This is a genomic window from Pseudomonas sp. IT-P260 (assembly GCF_949768395.1).
Classification (GTDB): Bacteria; Pseudomonadota; Gammaproteobacteria; order Pseudomonadales; family Pseudomonadaceae; genus Aquipseudomonas; species Aquipseudomonas parakoreensis.
In genome coordinates this window covers 124,229-144,451 of sequence record NZ_CATKPO010000005.1, presented here as the reverse complement: position 1 = coordinate 144,451, position 20,223 = coordinate 124,229, and the positions used below count along the sequence as shown (strand labels likewise).

Sequence of the window (20,223 nt, the reverse complement as noted above, 5' to 3'; positions counted from 1 at the left end):
CATGCGGCTTCGCCGCATGGCGCTACGCGCCTACCCCCTGATGGACACCTCCGCTCGGCCTGCCGAAGGGGCAAAAAATCAAAAGCCAAGTCAAGATCAAAAGCCAGAGCCAGAGCCAGATCAAAAGATCGCAGCCTTCGGCAGCTCCTACATGGGATTGGGTGTTTTCAGTTGGTGATTGGTCGGCTGTCAGGCCGCCATCGCTGGCAAGCCAGCTCCCACAGTGGGATCGGGTGTCATCAGTTAGAGATTGGTCGGCTGGCAGGCCGCCATCGCTGGCAAGCCAGCTCCCACAGTGGGATCGGGTGTCATCAGTTAGAGATTGGTCGGCTGTCAGGCCGCCATCGCCAGCAGGCTCGCTCCCACAATTTTATTCGTGCACACCCCATGCGGCGAAGCCGCCCCACTCAACACAATGAGCGTTAGCTCGAGTACCGCTTTTGATCTGAGGGCCCGTCGGCAGGCTGAGTGGAGGGATTTATCCGGGGGTGGGAGCGCAGCGACCGTTTGGCGCAGCCAAACACAGCAAGAGGAGGTGCAGCGAAGCAAACCGTAGGCGCTGCCCCCCCCGGATGAATCCCGCAGCGAAGGAACCCGAGCCTAAGCGAGGGCCGAACGTCAGGGTAAAGCCTTTTGGGTTACCTTTTCGGCGTTTGGAAAAGGTGACCCGCCGTAAGGGCGGAACCCTAAGCAGCCGTTACCGCAGCAACGGATATTCACCCAAAAAACCAAACGATAAATAACAAAAAGGCGCCCGAAGGCGCCCTCTTGATCCCAGCCGTCAGGCCATCTCAGCCGTAGTCTCGAAGTCAAACGTCAACTCACCATCCTTGATGTCGATGTGTACCACACCGCCATGCTCGGCCAGCTCGCCAAACAGAATCTCCTCCGCCAGCGGACGCTTGATCTTGTCCTGGATCAGACGCGCCATCGGACGTGCGCCCATCGCCGAGTCGTAACCACCGGCCGCCAGCCAACTGCGCGCCGCATCGGTAACCTCCAGCAACACACGCTTGTCTTCCAGCTGCGCCTGCAGTTCGGTAAGGAACTTGTCCACCACACTTTTGATGACCTCATGGCTGAGGCGACCAAACTGGATAATGGTGTCCAGACGGTTACGGAACTCCGGCGTAAAGCTCTTCTTGATCACTTCCATCGCATCGGACGAGTGGTCCTGATGAGTGAAACCGATCGAAGCCCGCGCTGCCGTCTCGGCGCCGGCGTTGGTGGTCATGATGATGATCACGTTGCGGAAGTCCGCCTTGCGCCCGTTGTTGTCGGTGAGCGTACCGTGATCCATCACCTGCAACAGCAGGTTGAAGACTTCCGGATGCGCCTTTTCGATTTCATCGAGCAGCAACACGCAGTGCGGCTGCTTGGTGATCGCTTCGGTCAACAGACCGCCCTGATCAAAGCCGACATAGCCTGGAGGCGCACCGATCAGACGCGATACGGTGTGGCGCTCCATGTACTCGGACATGTCGAAGCGCACCAGTTCGATCCCCAACGCCTTGGCCAGTTGCCGCGCGGCCTCGGTCTTACCGACACCGGTAGGACCGGCGAACAGGAACGAACCCACTGGCTTGTCCGGCGACTTGAGGCCGGCGCGGGACAGCTTGATCGCGGTCGACAGCGAATCGATCGCCGCGTCCTGACCAAATACCGTCAGCTTCAGGTCACGCTCCAGATTGCGCAGCAGTTCCTTGTCGGAGCTGGTGACATGCTTCGGCGGAATCCGCGCGATTTTCGCCACGATGTCTTCAACCTGTGGCACGTCAATGCGCTTCACGCGCTTGTCGGCCGGCTGCAGACGCTGGTAGGCGCCCGCTTCGTCGATCACGTCGATGGCCTTGTCCGGCATGTGCCGGTCATTGATATAACGCGATGCCAGTTCAGCAGCGGCGCGCAACGACTCATCGCTGTATTCGATGTTGTGGTGCTGCTCGAAACGCCCCTTCAGGCCGCGCAGGATACCGATAGTGTCTTCCACCGACGGCTCGACGACATCGACTTTCTGGAAGCGTCGGGCCAGCGCACGATCCTTCTCGAAGATGCCGCGAAATTCCTGGAACGTGGTCGAGCCGATGCAGCGAATGTCGCCAGACGACAGCAGCGGCTTGAGCAGGTTCGAGGCATCCATCACGCCACCGGACGCGGCACCCGCACCGATGATGGTGTGGATCTCGTCGATGAACAGGATCGCCTGCGGACGTTTTTTCAGTTCATTGAGCAGCGCCTTGAAGCGCTTCTCGAAATCACCGCGATACTTGGTGCCCGCGAGCAGAGCACCGAGATCGAGCGAATAGACGACACTGTTGGCCAGCAAATCCGGCACCTGGTTGTCGACAATGCGCTTGGCCAGGCCTTCGGCAATCGCGGTTTTACCCACGCCTGCCTCGCCCACCAGCAGCGGATTGTTCTTGCGTCGACGCGCGAGAATCTGCGCGACACGCTCGACTTCCGTCTCACGACCGACCAGCGGATCGATCCGGCCCTGGCGCGCAAGTTCGTTGAGATTGCTGGCATAAGCATCCAGCGGATTGCCTGAAGAAGAAGACTCACCGCCCTCGTCGTCCTGCATATCTTGTTCACCTTCAGAGTGATCGCCATGCCCCGGCACCTTGGAGATGCCATGGGCGATATAGTTGACGACATCAATGCGCGCAACGCTCTGCTGTTTCAGCAGGAACACGGCCTGACTCTCTTGCTCACTGAAGATTGCAACCAGCACGTTGGCGCCAGTCACTTCGCGTTTGCCCGAGCTCTGTACATGAAAAACAGCACGTTGCAGCACACGCTGGAAGCCCAGGGTTGGCTGGGTTTCGCGATCTTCGTCGTGGACGGGGATCAATGGCGTGGTTGAGTCGATGAACTCCTGCAGGTCGTGCTTGAGTTTGTCGAGGTTTGCGCCGCAGGCACGCAATACGGTGGCGGCAGCCTCATTGTCCAATAGGGCCAGCAGCAGGTGTTCGACGGTCATGAATTCATGACGCTTCGAACGAGCCTCCTTGAAGGCAAGATTGAGGGTGACTTCGAGCTCGCGGTTTAACATAGCTTCACCTCATACCCAAGTGGTCGGCGATTAACCGTCCTTCTCGATTTCACAGAGTAGCGGATGCTGGCTTTCCCTGGCGTACTGGTTGACCTGCATGGCCTTTGTCTCGGCGATGTCGCGGGTAAACACTCCACATACTGCCCGTCCTTCTGTGTGAACGGCCAGCATGACCTTGGTCGCCAGCTCGCGATTCAGGTTAAAAAACACCTCGAGCACTTCGACGACGAAATCCATCGGTGTGTAGTCATCGTTGAACAAAACCACCTTGTACATCGGCGGCGCCTGTAACGCAGGCTTTGCTTCCTGAACAGCAACGCCTGCCGAATCGTCGTCGTGCTCCTGTGGAAGATCCTTTTGGAGAAGCGGGCGATCCTGATTGAATGTTAGTCGAATCTGGCTGATTGCATGCATGGAAAGAAAGGTTCGTCAGTTGTGCAAATACAGTGGTGGGGGCGGCTGTACACCTTTTCAACTCCGACTGCCCGGTCACCTTGACTATCGGGAAAACGGTGTTACAACCAATAGAGCCCACAGTGGGTAAAAAAGATCCGCGGAGTCAATCTTTTTAACGGATTCGATTGCGGATGAATTGGATGATACTCCAGCGATGGAGACTGTTGCAGAGGGATTTGAGCATGGCTGTCGGCAAGGTGAAATGGTTCAACAATGCCAAGGGGTTCGGTTTCATTAACACCGACTCCCGCGAGGGGAAGGACGAGGATGGCAAGGACATCGATTTCTTTGCCCACTACTCCGCCATTGAAATGGACGGGTACAAAACCCTAAAAGCCGGGCAAATCGTCAAATTCGAGATCGTGCAAGGGCCCAAAGGCCTGCACGCCACAAAAATTCAGAATGTCGAGGCCGCAAAAGATAGTGTCTCGACAGCCACTCACCACCAATCCGTGACCAGCTGAAGCCACCCGAACACCTGCCAGAAAACAAACCGCCCGGCTCGATCACTCGAGCCGGGCGGTTTTGTTGCGACTGCCGTTCTTACATGTGCTTGACGATCGCCTCACCGAAGCCCGAAGAAGACACCAGCGTGGCGCCTTCCATCAGACGTTCGAAGTCGTAAGTCACGGTTTTGGCCTTGATGGCGCCATTGGTGCCCTTGATGATCAGGTCAGCCGCTTCGGTCCAGCCCAGATGACGCAGCATCATCTCGGCCGACAGAATCACCGAGCCCGGGTTGACCTGGTCCTTGCCGGCGTACTTCGGCGCGGTACCGTGGGTCGCCTCGAACATGGCCACGGTGTCGGACAGGTTGGCGCCCGGCGCAATACCGATACCACCCACTTCAGCCGCCAGGGCATCGGAGAGGTAGTCACCGTTAAGGTTCAGCGTGGCGATCACATCGTATTCGGCCGGACGCAGCAGGATCTGCTGGAGCATGGCGTCGGCGATGGCATCCTTGACGATGACTTCACGGCCGGTTTTCGGGTTCTTGAATTTCATCCATGGGCCGCCATCGAGCAGCTCGGCGCCGAACTCTTCCTTCGCCACCTCGTAACCCCAGTCCTTGAAGGCACCTTCGGTGAATTTCATGATGTTGCCCTTGTGCACGATGGTCAGCGACTTGCGATCGTTGTCCACCACGTATTGCAGGGCCTTGCGCACCAGACGTTTGGTGCCTTCCTTGGAAACAGGCTTGATGCCGATACCGCAATCCTGGTCGAAACGGATCTTGGTGACGCCCATTTCTTCTTTCAGAAACTTGATGACCTTGGTGGCCTCAGGGGAGCCGGCCTTCCACTCGATGCCGGCATAGATGTCTTCGGAGTTCTCGCGGAAGATCACCATGTCGACGTCGCCAGGCTTTTTCACCGGGCTCGGTACGCCTTCGAACCACACCACAGGACGCAGGCAGACATAGAGATCGAGCTGCTGGCGCAGGGCAACGTTGAGGGAGCGGATGCCGCCACCGACCGGGGTGGTCAGCGGGCCCTTGATGGAGACCACGTAATCCTTGACGGCGTCCAGGGTTTCCTGGGGCAGCCAGGTATCCTGGTCATAGACCTGAGTCGCTTTTTCGCCAGCATAAACCTCCATCCAGGAAATCTTGCGCTTGCCCCCGTAGGCCTTGGCCACGGCAGCATCAACCACTTTGATCATCACCGGGCTGACGTCGACGCCAATGCCGTCACCTTCAATGAAGGGGATGATCGGGTTATCAGGAACATTGAGAGAATGGTCTGCATTGACGGTGATTTTGTCGCCGACGGCTGGAACCTGAATCTTCTTGTAACCCATGCTGAACTCCATTGTTTGGATTGAACATCTGGCTTGGTTCGAGCGTAACCCAGTTAAATCAACACGCAAACCCTCTGTTCACGACGCGGGCACATCTGGTTTCGTACAAGCCTGAAAGCAAAGGGAAAAGCGCCAAACTCAAGCATTCCCGGCGACTCTACGCCCCACCCCGCCCTGCGACCTTTAGACCAATGGACGAGACCGGTTGCATATGAACCATCGGCAGATTGCCAGCTACCTATGTATAATGCCGCCCGCTGACCAAAGGGTCACGACGGCTGGCCTCTCTAGCACGAGACTTTCCGCCTGATTGGTCGGGTTGTTACCGCAGCCTGACTGCTTGACGCTCAACGATGCACCCAACATCACCGCGAAGATTCTCGACATTCGGTTCATGGATGACTTTGAACGAACGCGCTTACCCGGCGCCCCTCGAGTTTCTGCGCACGCTTTAGCAAAGAAGAGAGAGTTAATCCGAATATGCCCACCCGCTCGAAGATCATCTATACCTTCACCGACGAAGCTCCAGCCCTCGCCACCTATTCCCTGCTGCCGATCATCGAGGCTTACACCGCCTCGGCCGATATCGCCGTGGAAACCCGCGATATCTCTCTTGCAGCACGCATCCTGGCCAGCTTCCCCGAGCAACTGGGCGACAAAGCCGTAGCCGACCACCTCGCCGAACTGGGCGCCCTGGCCGTTACGCCTGAAGCCAACATCATCAAGCTGCCGAACATCAGTGCTTCGGTACCTCAGCTGCAAGCGGCAATCAAAGAGCTGCAAGCCCAGGGTTACAACCTGCCGGACTACCCGGAAACCGTGACCAACGACGCCGAAAAAGAAGCCAAGGCGCGTTACGACAAGGTCAAGGGCAGCGCCGTGAACCCGGTTCTGCGTGAAGGCAACTCCGACCGCCGCGCCCCGCTGTCGGTCAAGAACTACGCGCGCAAGCACCCGCACAAGATGGGCGCTTGGGCCAAAGACTCCAAGTCCCACGTCGCTCACATGAGCACCGGCGATTTCTACGGCAGCGAAAAAGCTGCCCTGATCGACGCCGCTGACGCTGTGAAGATCGAGCTGATCGCCAAAGACGGCACCGCCACCGTCCTGAAAGAAAAAACCAGCGTTCAGGCCGGCGAGATCCTCGACTGCGCCGTGATGAGCAAAAACGCCCTGCGTGCGTTCATCGCTGCTGAAATCGACAGCGCCAAGGCGCAAGGCGTACTGCTCTCGGTGCACCTGAAAGCGACCATGATGAAGGTCTCTGACCCGATCATGTTCGGCCAGATTGTTGCCGAGTTCTATAAAGACGCCCTGACCAAGCACGCTGACGTGCTGGCCCAGATCGGCTTCAACCTGAACAACGGCATTGGCGATCTGTACGCGCGCATCAAGGCCCTGCCGGCCGAGCAGCAAGCGCAGATCGAAGCCGATATCGCAGCGGTCTACGCCGCGCGTCCGTCGCTGGCGATGGTCAATTCCGACAAGGGCATCACCAACCTGCACGTGCCGAGCGACGTTATCGTCGACGCCTCGATGCCGGCGATGATCCGTGACTCCGGCAAGATGTGGGGCACCGACGGTCAACTGCACGACACCAAGGCAGTGATCCCGGATCGTTGCTACGCCACCATCTACCAGGCCGTGATCGAAGATTGCAAAGCCAACGGCGCGTTCGATCCGACCACCATGGGCAGCGTGCCAAACGTTGGCCTGATGGCGAAAAAAGCCGAAGAGTACGGCTCGCACGACAAGACGTTCCAGATCAAGGCTGACGGCGTGGTTCGCGTCACCGACAGCAAGGGCAACCTGCTGATGGAACAGGCTGTTGAAGCCGGCGACATCTTCCGCATGTGCCAGACCAAAGACGCGCCGATTCAGGACTGGGTCAAACTGGCCGTCAACCGTGCTCGCGCCAGCAGCACCCCGGCGATCTTCTGGCTGGACCCGATGCGCGCCCACGACGGCGTGGTCATCGAGAAGGTTCAGGCGTACCTGAAGGATCACGACACCAGCGGTCTGGACATCCAGATCATGGCGCCGGTCGACGCCATGAAGTACACCCTGCAGCGCACCCGCGAAGGCAAGGACACCATTTCGGTGACCGGCAACGTCCTGCGCGACTACCTGACCGACCTGTTCCCGATCATGGAACTGGGCACCAGCGCCAAGATGCTGTCGATCGTGCCGCTGATGAACGGCGGTGGCCTGTTCGAAACCGGCGCCGGTGGTTCGGCGCCGAAGCACGTGCAGCAACTGGTTGAAGAGAACTTCCTGCGTTGGGACTCGCTGGGCGAATTCCTCGCGCTGGCAGCGTCCCTTGAGCATTTGGGTGTGAACTACAACAACCCGAAAGCACTGGTTCTGTCGAAAACCCTGGATCAGGCCACCGGTCAGTTCCTCGACAACAACAAGTCGCCATCGCGCAAGGTCGGCAACATCGACAACCGCGGCAGCCACTTCTACCTGGCGCTGTACTGGGCTCAGGCCCTGGCCGCCCAGACCGAAGACGCTGCACTGCAAGCGCAGTTCGCGACCCTGGCCAAAACCCTGACCGAGAACGAGGCGACCATCGTTGCCGAGCTCAACGCCGTGCAGGGCAAGCCAGTGGACATCGGTGGTTACTACCACGCCGACGCCGAGCTGATCAGCAAGGCCATGCGCCCAAGCGCAACCTTCAACGCGGCGATTGCTGCGCTGGTTTAAGGTTGTAAGGGAACATCACAAACCCCGGCCCTGCGCCGGGGTTTGTGTTTCCAGAATTCACAAAATCCCCCGTGGGAGCGAGCCTGCTCGCGAATGCGGTTTATCATTCACCACCTTCGTTGACTGACCCACCGCTTTCGCGAGCAGGCTCGCTCCCACAGTTGACCGCACTACCGTCGAGGACACTCTATGGAATGGCTCCCCCACATCACCGTCGCCACCATCGTCGAAGACAATGGCCGCTTCCTGATGGTCGAAGAACACAAGGCCGGGCGTAACGTGCTCAACCAGCCCGCCGGCCATCTCGACCCGGACGAAACCCTGATCGACGCCGCCATCCGCGAAACCCTCGAGGAAACCGGCTGGGACGTCGAACCCACCGGCGTGATCGGGATTTACCTGTACACCGCGCCGAGCAACGGCGTGACTTACCAGCGCGTGTGCTTCAGCGCCAAAGCGGTGAAACACCACCCGGACTATCAACTCGACGACGGCATCGTCGGCGCCAAGTGGTTGACCCGTAGCGAATTAATCGCTCAACGCGACAACTGGCGCAGCGAGCTGATCATCCGCTGCATCGACGACTATCTGGCCGGCCATCACTTCAGTCTCGAACTGATCCGCCCTTCTCTTTAGCCTTGAGGCCGTGAGCCTGCTAGAATCGCGTCCTTTTTCAAGACACTCATTGAATCCCTATGCGTGATCCAGCCCCTTCTGACACATCCAAGAAGCGCGTCATTGTCGGCATGTCCGGCGGCGTGGACTCTTCCGTTTCCGCTCTCCTGCTGATCGAGCAGGGTTACGAGGTGGAAGGCCTGTTCATGAAGAACTGGGAAGAAGACGACGGAACGGAATACTGCACCGCCATGGATGACCTGGCGGATGCCCAGGCCGTGTGCGACAAGATCGGCATCAAGCTGCACACCGCCAACTTCGCCGCCGAGTACTGGGACAACGTGTTCGAGCACTTCCTCGCCGAATACAAGGCCGGTCGCACGCCGAACCCGGACATCCTGTGCAACCGCGAGATCAAGTTCAAGGCATTCCTCGACTACGCCATGATGCTTGGCGCCGATCTGATCGCCACCGGCCACTACGTGCGCCGTCGCGACATCGATGGCCGCACTGAACTGCTCAAGGGCCTCGATCCGAACAAGGATCAGAGCTATTTCCTGCACGCCGTCGGCGGCGAACAGATCGCCAAGACCCTGTTCCCGGTCGGCGAACTGGAAAAACCCGAAGTGCGTGCGATTGCCGAAAAATACGAACTGGCGACCGCCAAGAAGAAAGATTCCACCGGAATCTGCTTCATCGGTGAACGACGCTTCAGCGATTTCCTCAAGCAATACCTGCCAGCGCAACCGGGCGAGATCAAGACCACCGAAGGCGAAGTCATCGGCCGTCACCACGGCTTGATGTACCACACCATCGGTCAGCGTCAGGGCCTGGGTATCGGCGGCCTGAAAGATGCCGGCGACGAGCCGTGGTACGTGTTGCGCAAGGATCTGGACACCAACGAGCTGATCGTCGGTCAGGGCAACAACCATCCGTGGCTGTTCTCCAGCGCCCTGCTCGCTTCGGAAATCTACTGGGTCAATCCGATCGACCTGAGCCAGCCACTGCGCCTCACCGCCAAAGTGCGTTATCGCCAGAGCGATCAGGCCTGCACCCTGGAAAAAACCGCCAGCGGCTACCGCGCCGTGTTCGACGAACCGCAACGTGCGGTAACCCCGGGTCAGTCCGTGGTGTTCTATGACGGTGAAATCTGCCTCGGTGGCGGCGTGATCGAAGTTGCCGAGCCGTGGAGCGGCCAGGCATGAGCCCGACTCAGGAGCAACTGACGGCGCTGGGCGGGGTGTTTCTCGCCGCGGTGCTGGTCGACCGCATCGCCAAGACCGGCCAGACCAGCGAGGCCGGCCTGAGCTGCATGCTCGGCAGCCTGCTGGTACGCGACCCGAAAGACACACTGGATGTGTACGGCGGCGACGACCTCAATCTGCGCGAGGGTTATCGGGCATTGATCGGCGCCCTCGAGCGCGACCCGAGCACCCTGCAGCGCGAGCCGCTGCGCTACGCCCTGTCGATGCTCGGCCTTGAGCGGCAACTGGCCAAGCGTGACGACATGCTCGACACCATCGGCAAGCGCTTGCCGCAGATCCAGTCACAGGTCGAACACTTCGGCCCGGCCCACGAAAACGTGATCGCGGCTTGCGGTGCGCTGTATCAGGACACCCTGAGCACCCTGCGCCAGCGGATTCAGGTGCATGGCGACATGCGCAACCTGCAACAACCGAGCAATGCCTCGAAAATCCGCGCCCTGCTGCTGGCCGGCATCCGTTCGGCACGCCTGTGGCGCCAGCTCGGCGGCCATCGCTGGCAGTTGGTGATCAGCCGGCGCAAGCTGCTTAAAGAGCTCTATCCGTTGATGCGCAGCGAGTAAATCGTCGCGCAATAAAAGTTTTGTAGTCTGTAGCGCGTAATACGCCGGTCAGTTGGCAACGGACCGGCGGATTTTTTCATGTATGATACGCGCCCCATTTCGTTGCCCGACTGTCCGAGAACACCCCATGCAGCTCTCTTCGCTCACTGCGGTTTCCCCTGTTGACGGCCGCTACGCCGGCAAAACCCAGGCCCTGCGCCCGATTTTCAGCGAGTACGGCCTGATCCGTGCCCGCGTCCTGGTTGAAGTGCGCTGGCTCCAGCGCCTGGCCGCCCACGCCGGTATCCCGGAAGTGCCAGCCTTCTCCGCCGAGGCCAACGCCGTTCTCAATGAACTGGCTGAAAACTTCTCGCTGGAGCACGCCGAGCGCGTCAAAGAGATCGAGCGCACCACCAACCACGACGTCAAGGCGATCGAATACCTGCTCAAGGAGCAGGCGGCCAAACTGCCGGAACTGGCCAAGGTCAGCGAGTTCATTCACTTCGCCTGCACCAGTGAAGACATCAACAACCTGTCCCACGCCCTGATGCTGCGCGAAGGCCGTGACGACGTGATGCTGCCGCTGATGCGTCAGACTGCCAACGCCATCCGCGAACTGGCAATCCGTTTCGCCGACGTGCCGATGCTGTCGCGCACTCACGGCCAGCCGGCCTCCCCGACCACACTGGGCAAAGAACTGGCGAACGTGGTTTACCGTCTCGAGCGCCAGATCGCTCAAGTCGCTGCCGTGCCACTGCTGGGCAAGATCAACGGCGCCGTGGGCAACTACAACGCACACCTGTCGGCTTACCCGCAGATCGACTGGGAAGCCAACGCCCGCGCGTTCATCGAAGACGAGCTGGGTCTGGGCTTCAACCCGTACACCACACAGATCGAACCGCACGACTACATCGCCGAACTGTTTGACGCCATTGCGCGCTTCAACACCATCCTGATCGACTTTGACCGTGACATCTGGGGCTACATCTCCCTGGGTTACTTCAAGCAGCGCACCATCGCTGGCGAAATCGGTTCGTCGACCATGCCGCACAAGGTCAACCCGATCGACTTCGAAAACTCCGAAGGCAACCTGGGCATCGCCAACGCACTGTTCCAGCACCTGGCGAGCAAACTGCCGATCTCCCGCTGGCAGCGCGACCTGACCGACTCCACCGTACTGCGCAACCTTGGCGTGGGCTTTGCTCACAGCGTGATTGCCTACGAAGCCAGCCTCAAAGGCATCAGCAAACTCGAGCTCAACGCCGACAAGATTGCTGCCGATCTGGACGCTTGCTGGGAAGTATTGGCCGAGCCGATCCAGACCGTAATGCGCCGCTACAACATCGAAAACCCGTACGAGAAGCTGAAAGAACTGACCCGCGGCAAGGGCATCAGCCCTGAAGCGCTGCAGACTTTCATCGACGGCCTGGACATGCCAGCCGAAGCGAAAGCCGAGCTGAAACAGCTGACCCCGGCCAACTACATCGGCAACGCTGTGGCGCAAGCAAAACGCATCTGATTCACCGCTTGACCCGTTTGAGACGCCCGGCCGCGCCGGGCGTTTTTATTCCCGTCTGAAAAATGCTTTTTTTCAATAGGTTACACATGAATCCTGATACTCCTCTTCAACTTCTGGGCGGTCTTACGGCGCGCGAATTCATGCGCGATTACTGGCAGAAAAAGCCGCTGCTGATCCGTCAGGCCATCCCTGACTTCGAAAGCCCGATCGACGCCGACGAACTGGCCGGCCTGGCCCTGGAAGAAGAGGTCGAGTCGCGCCTGGTGATCGAACACGGCGAGCGCCCGTGGGAGCTGCGTCGCGGCCCGTTCGCCGAAGACGAATTCAGCAAACTGCCGGAAAAAGAGTGGACTTTGCTCGTTCAGGCCGTTGATCAATTCGTCCCGGAAGTCAGCGAACTGCTGGAAAACTTCCGCTTCCTGCCGAGCTGGCGCGTCGATGACGTGATGATCAGCTTCGCCGCCCCGGGTGGCAGCGTCGGTCCGCACTTCGATAACTACGACGTGTTCCTGCTGCAAGGCCACGGCAAGCGCAACTGGAAGATCGGCCAGATGTGCGACTCCGAAAGCCCGCTGCTGCAACATGCGGATCTGCGCATCCTCGCCGAATTCCACGAAACCGAAGAATGGGTGCTGGAACCGGGCGACATGCTCTATCTGCCACCGCGTCTGGCCCATTGCGGCGTCGCCGTGGACAACTGCATGACCTACTCGGTCGGCTTCCGCGCGCCGAGCGCTTCTGAAGTGCTGACCCATTTCACTGACTTCCTCAGCCAGTTCCTGACTGACGAAGAACGCTACACCGACGCCGATGCGAAACCGGTCAGCGATGATCCGCATCAGATCCAGCACGACGCACTCGGCCGCCTGAAAAGCCTGCTCGCCGAGCACATGAGCGACGAGCGTCTGCTGCTGACCTGGTTCGGCCAGTACATGACCGAACCGCGCTACCCGGAACTGGTGGTCGGTCCGGAAGACGTTGAAGAAGACGACTTCCTCAACGCGCTGCAGGACGGCGCAGTGCTGATCCGCAACCCGAGCGCGCGCCTGGCCTGGTCGGAAGTCGATGACGATCTGCTGCTTTTCGCCAGCGGTCAGAGCCGTTACCTGCCGGGCAAGCTGCGCGAGCTGTTGAAGATGATCTGCGCCGCCGATGCGCTGCACGTCGACAACCTCGGCGAATGGCTGAACGACGAAGACGGTCGCGGCCTGCTGTGTGAGCTGGTCAAACAGGGCAGCCTGGGATTTGCCGATGAATAAGATTCGCGTACGTGTCGCAGACTGGCAAAAGGACAACGCCGAGATCCGGCGCATTCGTGAAACGGTGTTCATCGCCGAACAATCGGTGCCACCCGAGCTTGAATGGGACGCCGATGACGCGACCGCCGTGCATTTTCTGGCGTTCGAAGGTGACTTTCCGATCGGTACCGCGCGCCTGCTGCCCGACGGGCACATTGGCCGGGTGTCGGTACTGAAGGACTGGCGCGGGATGAAGGTGGGTGATGCGCTGATGCAGGCGGTCATCGCCGAAGCCGAAGCCCGCGGCCTGCAGCAGCAAATGCTCAGCGCGCAGGTGCAGGCCACGGCGTTCTATGAGCGCCTGGGCTTTAGCCTGGTCAGTGAGGAATTCCTCGAAGCCGGGATTCCGCATGTCGATATGGTTCGGCATTCGGCTTGAGTTGCAGTGATTCTGTGATCTCCGGAGATTTTGTGGTTTCTGGAGATCCTGTGATCTCTGGAGATCCTGTTATCTCTGGGGATTTTGTGATCTCTGGAGATCCTGTGGCGAGGGGATTTATCCCCGATGGGTCGCGGAGCGGCCCCAAAATTTCAGGTCTGCTTCGCAGCCCATCGGGGATAAATCCCCTCACCACAAAGGCCCTTGAGCGCCCTCTCAAAACGCCCCGCCATTTTCGGATGCCGGGGCGTTTTGCTGTCTACGATTCAACTTGCCCCACCCCGGGCCGACAAACTGGCACTATCAAGCCTTTCGAAAGCGGAGATAACGGACATGTCCCTACGCACCCTGCTCACCACCCTGCTGCTCGGCTGCAGTTTTTCGGTGATGGCAGCCACAGAAATCGTGCCCCTCAATTACCGCACTAGCGCCGATATGCTGCCCATGGCGCAGGACTTCATCGGCAAGGACGGCCAGGTCAGCGCCTATGGCAATCAACTGATCATCAAAGCCGAGCCGGACAAGATCCAGGAACTCAAGGCGCTGATCACTCAACTCGACACTGCGCCCAAACGCCTGCTGATCACGGTCGATACCAATGAAAACAACGACCGTGGCGATGAAGGCTACTCGGTCAACGGCGCCCAGCCGAACCAGACCCGCATCATCAGCCGCAGCACCGCCAGCCGTGATGGCGGCGTGCAACAGGTGCAAGCCACCGACGGCATGCCGGCGCTGATTCAAGTCGGTCAAAGTGTGCCGATCACCAGCAGCCAGACCAACTCCTACGGCGATTACAGCAGCCAGACGCAATACCGCAACGTCACCCAGGGTTTCTACGTGACCGCGAGCGTCACCGGCGACATCGTTCACCTGGCAATCAGTACCAACCGTGACCGCATGAGCCAGGAACGTCCCGATGTAGTGAACGTGCAAAGTACCGACACAACGGTCAGCGGACGCTTGGGCGAATGGATCACTCTCGCTGGGGTGAATCGCCAGACTCAGGCCGACAAACAGGGGCTGACCCGCAGCTACTCGACTCAAGGCCGGGATGACATGACCTTGAGGGTGAAAGTCGACGCCCTGGACTAAAGCACCGAAAACTGACTGATTAGTCGTATTAGACGAAAGATGTAGTGCTTGAAAAAAAGCACTACAAAACGTTTGACGAGCCAAAAAAGCGAAGGCATGATGGCCTCGCTCCCGCTAATCAGAGGCCCTGGCAAGGGCCTTCGAAGCGACGTCCGCACCTACCCCGCGAACCGCTTCGTGTCTGTACCGCCCACAAGGTGTGTTTGACGAGGTTGCCGACTGGAACGAAGTTGTCCCGAGGGACGGAAGCGTAATTAGGTAACCCGGCTTCACGCTGTAGAACGTATAAAGGCCCACGACGCCCGAATGCGCCCGCAGTCCGCCACTACCTGCTCACTTCCCCTCGAGCCCATCGTTCATCCCGTCGCCTACCCCGCCGAACCCGACCTGACCGCCTAAGCTTCTGGTCAGCGAGCGCAGGAATTTTCCACCGCAGAACAACTTTTCATAAAGACGCGACGAGGTTTATCTCCATGGCACTGACACGCGAACAGCAAATTGCAGCCCTTGAAAAAGACTGGGCTGAAAACCCGCGCTGGAAAGGCGTGACTCGCACTTACTCCGCTGCTGACGTCGTCCGTCTGCGTGGCTCGGTTCAACCTGAGCACACCCTTGCAAAAATGGGCGCCGAGAAGCTGTGGAACCTGGTGACTCAGGGTGCCAAGCCGTCCTTCCGCCCAGAGAAAGATTTCGTCAACTGCATGGGCGCCCTCACCGGCGGCCAGGCTGTTCAGCAGGTCAAGGCCGGTATCCAGGCGATCTACCTGTCGGGCTGGCAGGTGGCTGCAGACAACAACTCCGCAGAATCGATGTACCCGGACCAGTCGCTGTACCCGGTGGACTCGGTGCCAACCGTGGTCAAGCGCATCAACAACTCGTTCCGTCGCGCTGACCAGATCCAGTGGAAAGCCGGCAAGAACCCGGGCGACGAAGGCTATATCGACTACTTCGCGCCGATCGTGGCTGACGCCGAAGCCGGTTTCGGCGGCGTACTGAACGCCTACGAACTGATGAAGAGCATGATCGAAGCAGGCGCCGCCGGCGTGCACTTCGAAGACCAACTGGCTTCCGTGAAGAAGTGCGGCCACATGGGCGGCAAGGTGCTGGTTCCAACTCAGGAAGCCGTGCAGAAGCTGACCGCTGCTCGTCTGGCTGCCGACGTTGCCGGTGTACCGACCATTATCCTGGCCCGTACCGACGCCAACGCTGCCGACCTGCTGACTTCCGACTGCGACCCGTACGACCAGCCGTTCGTGACTGGCACCCGTACCCAGGAAGGCTTCTACAAGGTTCGCGCCGGTCTGGACCAGGCCATCGCCCGTGGCCTGGCCTACGCACCGTACGCCGACCTGATCTGGTGCGAAACCGCCAAGCCGGACCTGGAAGAAGCCCGTCGCTTCGCCGAAGCGATCAAAAAGGAATACCCGGACCAGATCCTGTCGTACAACTGCTCGCCTTCCTTCAACTGGAAGAAAAACCTGGACGACGCGACCATCGCCAAGTTCCAGCGCGAACTGTCCGCCATGGGTTACAAGCACCAGTTCATCACCCTGGCCGGCATTCACAACATGTGGCACAGCATGTTCAACCTGGCGCACGACTACGCCCGCAACGACATGACTGCCTACGTGAAGCTGCAGGAGCAGGAATTCGCTGACGCCGCCAAGGGCTACACCTTCGTGGCTCACCAGCAGGAAGTGGGCACCGGCTACTTCGACGACATGACCACCGTAATCCAGGGCGGCACGTCCTCGGTCACCGCGCTGACCGGTTCGACCGAAGAAGAACAGTTCCACTGATTCGACTTCACTGAGCAAACGGCCTTTGCGGATCGTATAAAAAGCTAACCGCAAAGCCGCAAGACTGACGCCCCGACTGGTTCGGGGCGTTTTTTTGCCCGCAGAATTCCACCGCCCGCCCTGTAGGAGCTGCCGCAGGCTGCGATTTTTTGATCTTGTCTTTTAAAAGCAAAGTCAAAAGATCGCAGCCTGCGGCAGCTCCTACAATGGGTAGATCCTGCAACGACCCTTGTGGGAGCGAGCCTGCTCGCGAAAGCGTATTGTCAGCCTGCACATGCGGCGACTGACCCACCGCATTCGCGAGCAGGCTCGCTCCCACAGGTTTCATCTTCAGCCCGCGAGACAAAACATTGACCCAGAGCGGTATAGACGTCACAAAAATCAGCTAAAACGCTCGCCACCGCTACTTGCAGTAACGGGCATATAAGACAACTTTCTGTTTACTGCACCGCTAAACAGTTACAAAACCACTCCAAACGATATTAATTATCATTTATCGACAACTATGTTCGTTACATTTCCTACAAAACATAATTGGCAGAATCCCGGCTAATGCCCGCAACGCATGGCCTGCAGGGCATCGGAGGTTCGCTATGTCCTTATTCCAATAAATAATTTCGCTATAGGAATTTTACTTGCCGGGTGTTTAGCCATAAAATCAGCGCGATTGATTGCTGCGACATATCGTCACTGCCTATTTCTTTATCAAGCTCAGAGACCTTTGCTCTCTGTTAAGGATTACCAGCATGCCCGAAGCGACAGGACTCATGGCCCACAACTGGGGCTTTGCCATTTTCCTTCTGGGTGTCGTCGGCCTGTGTGCCTTCATGCTTGGCGTCTCCAGCCTCCTCGGGTCAAAAGCCTGGGGCCGCAGCAAAAACGAACCGTTCGAGTCCGGCATGCTACCTACAGGTGGCGCCCGCTTGCGGCTCTCAGCCAAATTCTATCTGGTCGCGATGCTGTTCGTGATCTTCGATATCGAAGCCCTCTTTCTCTTTGCATGGTCTGTGTCCGTCCGCGAAAGCGGCTGGACCGGATTCGTCGAAGCTCTCGTTTTCATAGCAATTCTGTTGGCAGGTCTTGTCTACCTGTTCCGAGTGGGCGCCCTTGACTGGGCTCCGGAAGCTCGTCGCAAGCGGCAGGCGAAGCTGAAACAATGAGGCTTTGGCAATGCAATACAATCTCACCAGAATCGACCCCGATGCTCCTAACGAGCAGTATCCGATTGGCGAACGGGAAACCGTTTCCGATCCGTTAGAGGATCAAGTCCACAAAAACATTTTCATGGGCAAGCTCGAAGACGTGCTGAGTGGCGCGGTCAACTGGGGGCGTAAAAACTCCCTGTGGCCGTACAACTTCGGCCTTTCGTGCTGCTACGTGGAAATGACCACCGCCTTCACGGCGCCCCACGACATCGCGCGCTTTGGCGCCGAAGTTATCCGGGCATCACCGCGTCAGGCCGACTTCATGGTTATCGCCGGTACCTGCTTCATCAAGATGGCGCCGATCATTCAGCGTCTCTACGAGCAGATGCTCGAACCGAAGTGGGTGATCTCCATGGGTTCGTGCGCCAACTCCGGTGGCATGTACGACATCTACTCCGTGGTTCAAGGGGTGGACAAGTTCCTGCCCGTTGACGTCTACGTACCTGGCTGCCCGCCTCGTCCAGAAGCATTCCTTCAAGGCTTGATGCTGTTGCAGGAATCGATTGGACAGGAGCGTCGTCCGCTTTCCTGGGTCGTTGGCGACCAAGGCGTTTATCGCGCCGACATGCCTTCGCAAAAGGAACAGCGCCGCGAACAGCGAATCGCAGTCACCAACCTGCGCAGCCCTGACGAAGTCTGATCCAGTCTGTTTCAAAGAAACGAGAAGCTGGCTTCATTCTTTACGTTGACCGAAAGCGAAAAAATAACCATGACTACAGGCAGCGCTCTGTACATCCCGCCTTATAAGGCAGACGACCAGGATGTGGTCGTCGAATTGAACAACCGTTTTGGCGCCGAAGCGTTCACCGCTCAGTCGACCCGCACCGGCATGCCGGTGCTGTGGGTGGCGCGCGCCAGACTCGTCGAAGTCCTGACCTTCCTGCGCAACCTGCCCAAGCCGTACGTCATGCTCTATGACCTGCACGGCGTGGACGAGCGTCTGCGCACCAAGCGTCAAGGGCTGCCAAGCGGCGCCGACTTCACCGTGTTCTATCACCTCATGTCGCTTGAGCGTAATAGTGACGTGATGATCAAAGTCGCCTTGTCCGAAAGCGACCTGAGCTTGCCGACCGTCACCAGCATCTGGCCGAACGCCAACTGGTACGAGCGTGAAGTCTGGGACATGTACGGCATCGACTTCAAAGGCCACCCGCACCTGTCGCGCATCATGATGCCGCCGACCTGGGAAGGTCACCCGCTGCGCAAGGACTTCCCGGCGCGCGCCACCGAATTCGATCCGTTCAGCCTCAACCTCGCCAAGCAACAGCTTGAGGAAGAAGCCGCGCGCTTCCGTCCTGAAGACTGGGGCATGAAGCGTTCCGGGGCCAACGAGGACTACATGTTCCTCAACCTGGGTCCGAACCACCCTTCGGCGCACGGTGCGTTCCGCATCATTCTGCAGCTGGACGGTGAAGAGATCGTCGACTGCGTGCCGGACATCGGTTACCACCACCGTGGCGCCGAGAAGATGGCCGAGCGTCAGTCCTGGCACAGTTTCATCCCGTACACCGACCGTATCGACTACCTCGGCGGCGTGATGAACAACCTGCCGTACGTGCTCTCGGTCGAGAAGCTGGCCGGTATCAAGGTGCCGGAGAAGGTCGACGTCATCCGCATCATGATGGCCGAGTTCTTCCGGATCACCAGCCACCTGCTGTTCCTGGGTACCTACATCCAGGACGTCGGCGCCATGACTCCGGTGTTCTTCACCTTCACCGACCGCCAGAAGGCGTACACGGTGATCGAAGCCATCACCGGTTTCCGTCTGCACCCGGCCTGGTACCGCATCGGCGGCGTCGCCCACGACCTGCCACGCGGCTGGGAAAAACTGGTGAAAGACTTCGTTGAATGGCTGCCAAAGCGCCTCGACGAATACACCAAGGCCGCCCTGCAGAACAGCATTCTCAAGGGTCGTACCATCGGCGTTGCCCAGTACAACACCAAAGAGGCGCTGGAATGGGGCGTCACCGGTGCCGGCCTGCGTTCCACCGGTTGCGACTTCGACCTGCGTAAAGCGCGTCCATACTCCGGCTACGAGAACTTCGAGTTCGAAGTGCCGCTGGCTGCCAACGGCGATGCCTACGACCGCTGCATGGTGCGCGTCGAAGAGATGCGCCAGAGCGTCAAGATCATCGATCAGTGCCTGCGCAACATGCCGGAAGGCCCGTACAAGGCGGATCACCCGCTGACCACGCCGCCGCCGAAAGAGCGCACGCTGCAGCACATCGAAACCCTGATCACGCACTTCCTGCAGGTTTCGTGGGGCCCGGTCATGCCGGCCAACGAATCCTTCCAGATGATCGAAGCGACCAAGGGCATCAACAGTTATTACCTGACGAGCGACGGCGGCACCATGAGCTACCGTACCCGGATCCGTACTCCGAGCTTCGCGCATCTGCAACAGATCCCTTCGGTGATCAAAGGCAGCATGGTCGCGGACTTGATTGCGTACCTGGGTAGTATCGACTTCGTTATGGCCGACGTGGACCGCTAAG

General features: G+C 59.0%; 16 protein-coding genes. 13 read left to right on the top strand and 3 right to left on the bottom strand.

All coding sequences use genetic code 11. The features are described 5' to 3' along the window. Nucleotides 1-781: 781 nt before the first annotated feature. The gene (gene clpA / locus ACM6HV_RS04420; protein WP_041073244.1) at nt 782-3,052 is read right to left on the bottom strand and encodes an ATP-dependent Clp protease ATP-binding subunit ClpA; all 2,271 of its coding nucleotides are present in this window, start codon (nt 3,050-3,052) and stop codon (nt 782-784) included. 30 nt (nt 3,053-3,082) lie between these two features. Then, the gene (clpS, locus tag ACM6HV_RS04415) at nt 3,083-3,466 is read right to left on the bottom strand and encodes an ATP-dependent Clp protease adapter ClpS (protein WP_011334948.1); all 384 of its coding nucleotides are present in this window, start codon (nt 3,464-3,466) and stop codon (nt 3,083-3,085) included. Nucleotides 3,467-3,690: 224 nt separating this feature from the next. Here clpS and ACM6HV_RS04410 point away from each other — a divergent pair, with 224 nt between their 5' ends. Then, nucleotides 3,691-3,972: a cold shock domain-containing protein gene (locus ACM6HV_RS04410; protein WP_414903598.1), complete on the top strand. Its 282-nt coding sequence runs from the start codon at nt 3,691-3,693 to the stop codon at nt 3,970-3,972. A gap of 79 nt (nt 3,973-4,051) precedes the next feature. Here ACM6HV_RS04410 and icd read toward each other — a convergent pair whose 3' ends face one another. Continuing rightward, entirely contained in the window at nt 4,052-5,308 is a 1,257-nt protein-coding gene (icd, locus tag ACM6HV_RS04405; RefSeq protein ID WP_041073239.1) for an NADP-dependent isocitrate dehydrogenase, read from the bottom strand. A 480-nt stretch (nt 5,309-5,788) separates the two neighbouring features. On the opposite strand from icd, the gene ACM6HV_RS04400 reads away from it, so the two are divergent. The 12 genes from ACM6HV_RS04400 to nuoC all read left to right on the top strand — a co-directional run bounded on the left by ACM6HV_RS04400 (nt 5,789) and on the right by nuoC (nt 20,222). Next, a complete protein-coding gene (locus ACM6HV_RS04400; RefSeq protein WP_041073238.1) occupies nt 5,789-8,014 on the top strand; it encodes an NADP-dependent isocitrate dehydrogenase in 2,226 nt (741 codons plus the stop codon). Nucleotides 8,015-8,203: 189 nt separating this feature from the next. Then, nucleotides 8,204-8,650 (top strand): NUDIX hydrolase, encoded by a 447-nt coding sequence (locus tag ACM6HV_RS04395; protein WP_041073236.1) that lies wholly within the window; start codon nt 8,204-8,206, stop codon nt 8,648-8,650. A 59-nt stretch (nt 8,651-8,709) separates the two neighbouring features. After that, on the top strand, nt 8,710-9,834 hold the full coding sequence (gene mnmA, locus ACM6HV_RS04390; RefSeq protein WP_003223826.1) for a tRNA 2-thiouridine(34) synthase MnmA: 1,125 nt from the start codon (nt 8,710-8,712) through the stop codon (nt 9,832-9,834). Continuing rightward, on the top strand, nt 9,831-10,454 hold the full coding sequence (gene hflD, locus ACM6HV_RS04385) for a high frequency lysogenization protein HflD (RefSeq protein WP_003223824.1): 624 nt from the start codon (nt 9,831-9,833) through the stop codon (nt 10,452-10,454). The genes mnmA and hflD overlap by 4 nt, the downstream gene beginning before the upstream one ends. Before the next feature lie 127 nt (nt 10,455-10,581). Beyond that, nucleotides 10,582-11,952 (top strand): adenylosuccinate lyase, encoded by a 1,371-nt coding sequence (gene purB / locus ACM6HV_RS04380; protein ID WP_027614666.1) that lies wholly within the window; start codon nt 10,582-10,584, stop codon nt 11,950-11,952. Nucleotides 11,953-12,038: 86 nt separating this feature from the next. After that, a complete protein-coding gene (locus tag ACM6HV_RS04375; RefSeq protein ID WP_041073232.1) occupies nt 12,039-13,211 on the top strand; it encodes a cupin domain-containing protein in 1,173 nt (390 codons plus the stop codon). Further along, nucleotides 13,204-13,629 carry a GNAT family N-acetyltransferase gene (locus ACM6HV_RS04370; RefSeq protein ID WP_003223818.1) on the top strand — a complete coding sequence of 142 codons (426 nt, stop codon included), beginning with the start codon at nt 13,204-13,206 and terminating at the stop codon, nt 13,627-13,629. The genes ACM6HV_RS04375 and ACM6HV_RS04370 overlap by 8 nt, the downstream gene beginning before the upstream one ends. A gap of 333 nt (nt 13,630-13,962) precedes the next feature. Then, a complete protein-coding gene (locus ACM6HV_RS04365; RefSeq protein WP_041073230.1) occupies nt 13,963-14,724 on the top strand; it encodes a secretin N-terminal domain-containing protein in 762 nt (253 codons plus the stop codon). Nucleotides 14,725-15,197: 473 nt separating this feature from the next. Then, nucleotides 15,198-16,523: an isocitrate lyase gene (gene aceA, locus ACM6HV_RS04360; RefSeq protein ID WP_145596671.1), complete on the top strand. Its 1,326-nt coding sequence runs from the start codon at nt 15,198-15,200 to the stop codon at nt 16,521-16,523. Between the two features lie 746 nt (nt 16,524-17,269). Beyond that, nucleotides 17,270-17,683, top strand: a complete 414-nt coding sequence (locus ACM6HV_RS04355) for an NADH-quinone oxidoreductase subunit A (RefSeq protein WP_003223812.1) — start codon at nt 17,270-17,272, stop codon at nt 17,681-17,683. 10 nt (nt 17,684-17,693) lie between these two features. Next, nucleotides 17,694-18,368 (top strand): NuoB/complex I 20 kDa subunit family protein, encoded by a 675-nt coding sequence (locus ACM6HV_RS04350; protein ID WP_003223809.1) that lies wholly within the window; start codon nt 17,694-17,696, stop codon nt 18,366-18,368. A 69-nt stretch (nt 18,369-18,437) separates the two neighbouring features. Next, a complete protein-coding gene (gene nuoC, locus ACM6HV_RS04345) occupies nt 18,438-20,222 on the top strand; it encodes an NADH-quinone oxidoreductase subunit C/D (protein ID WP_041073225.1) in 1,785 nt (594 codons plus the stop codon). The last annotated feature ends 1 nt before the right edge of the window (nt 20,223 follow it).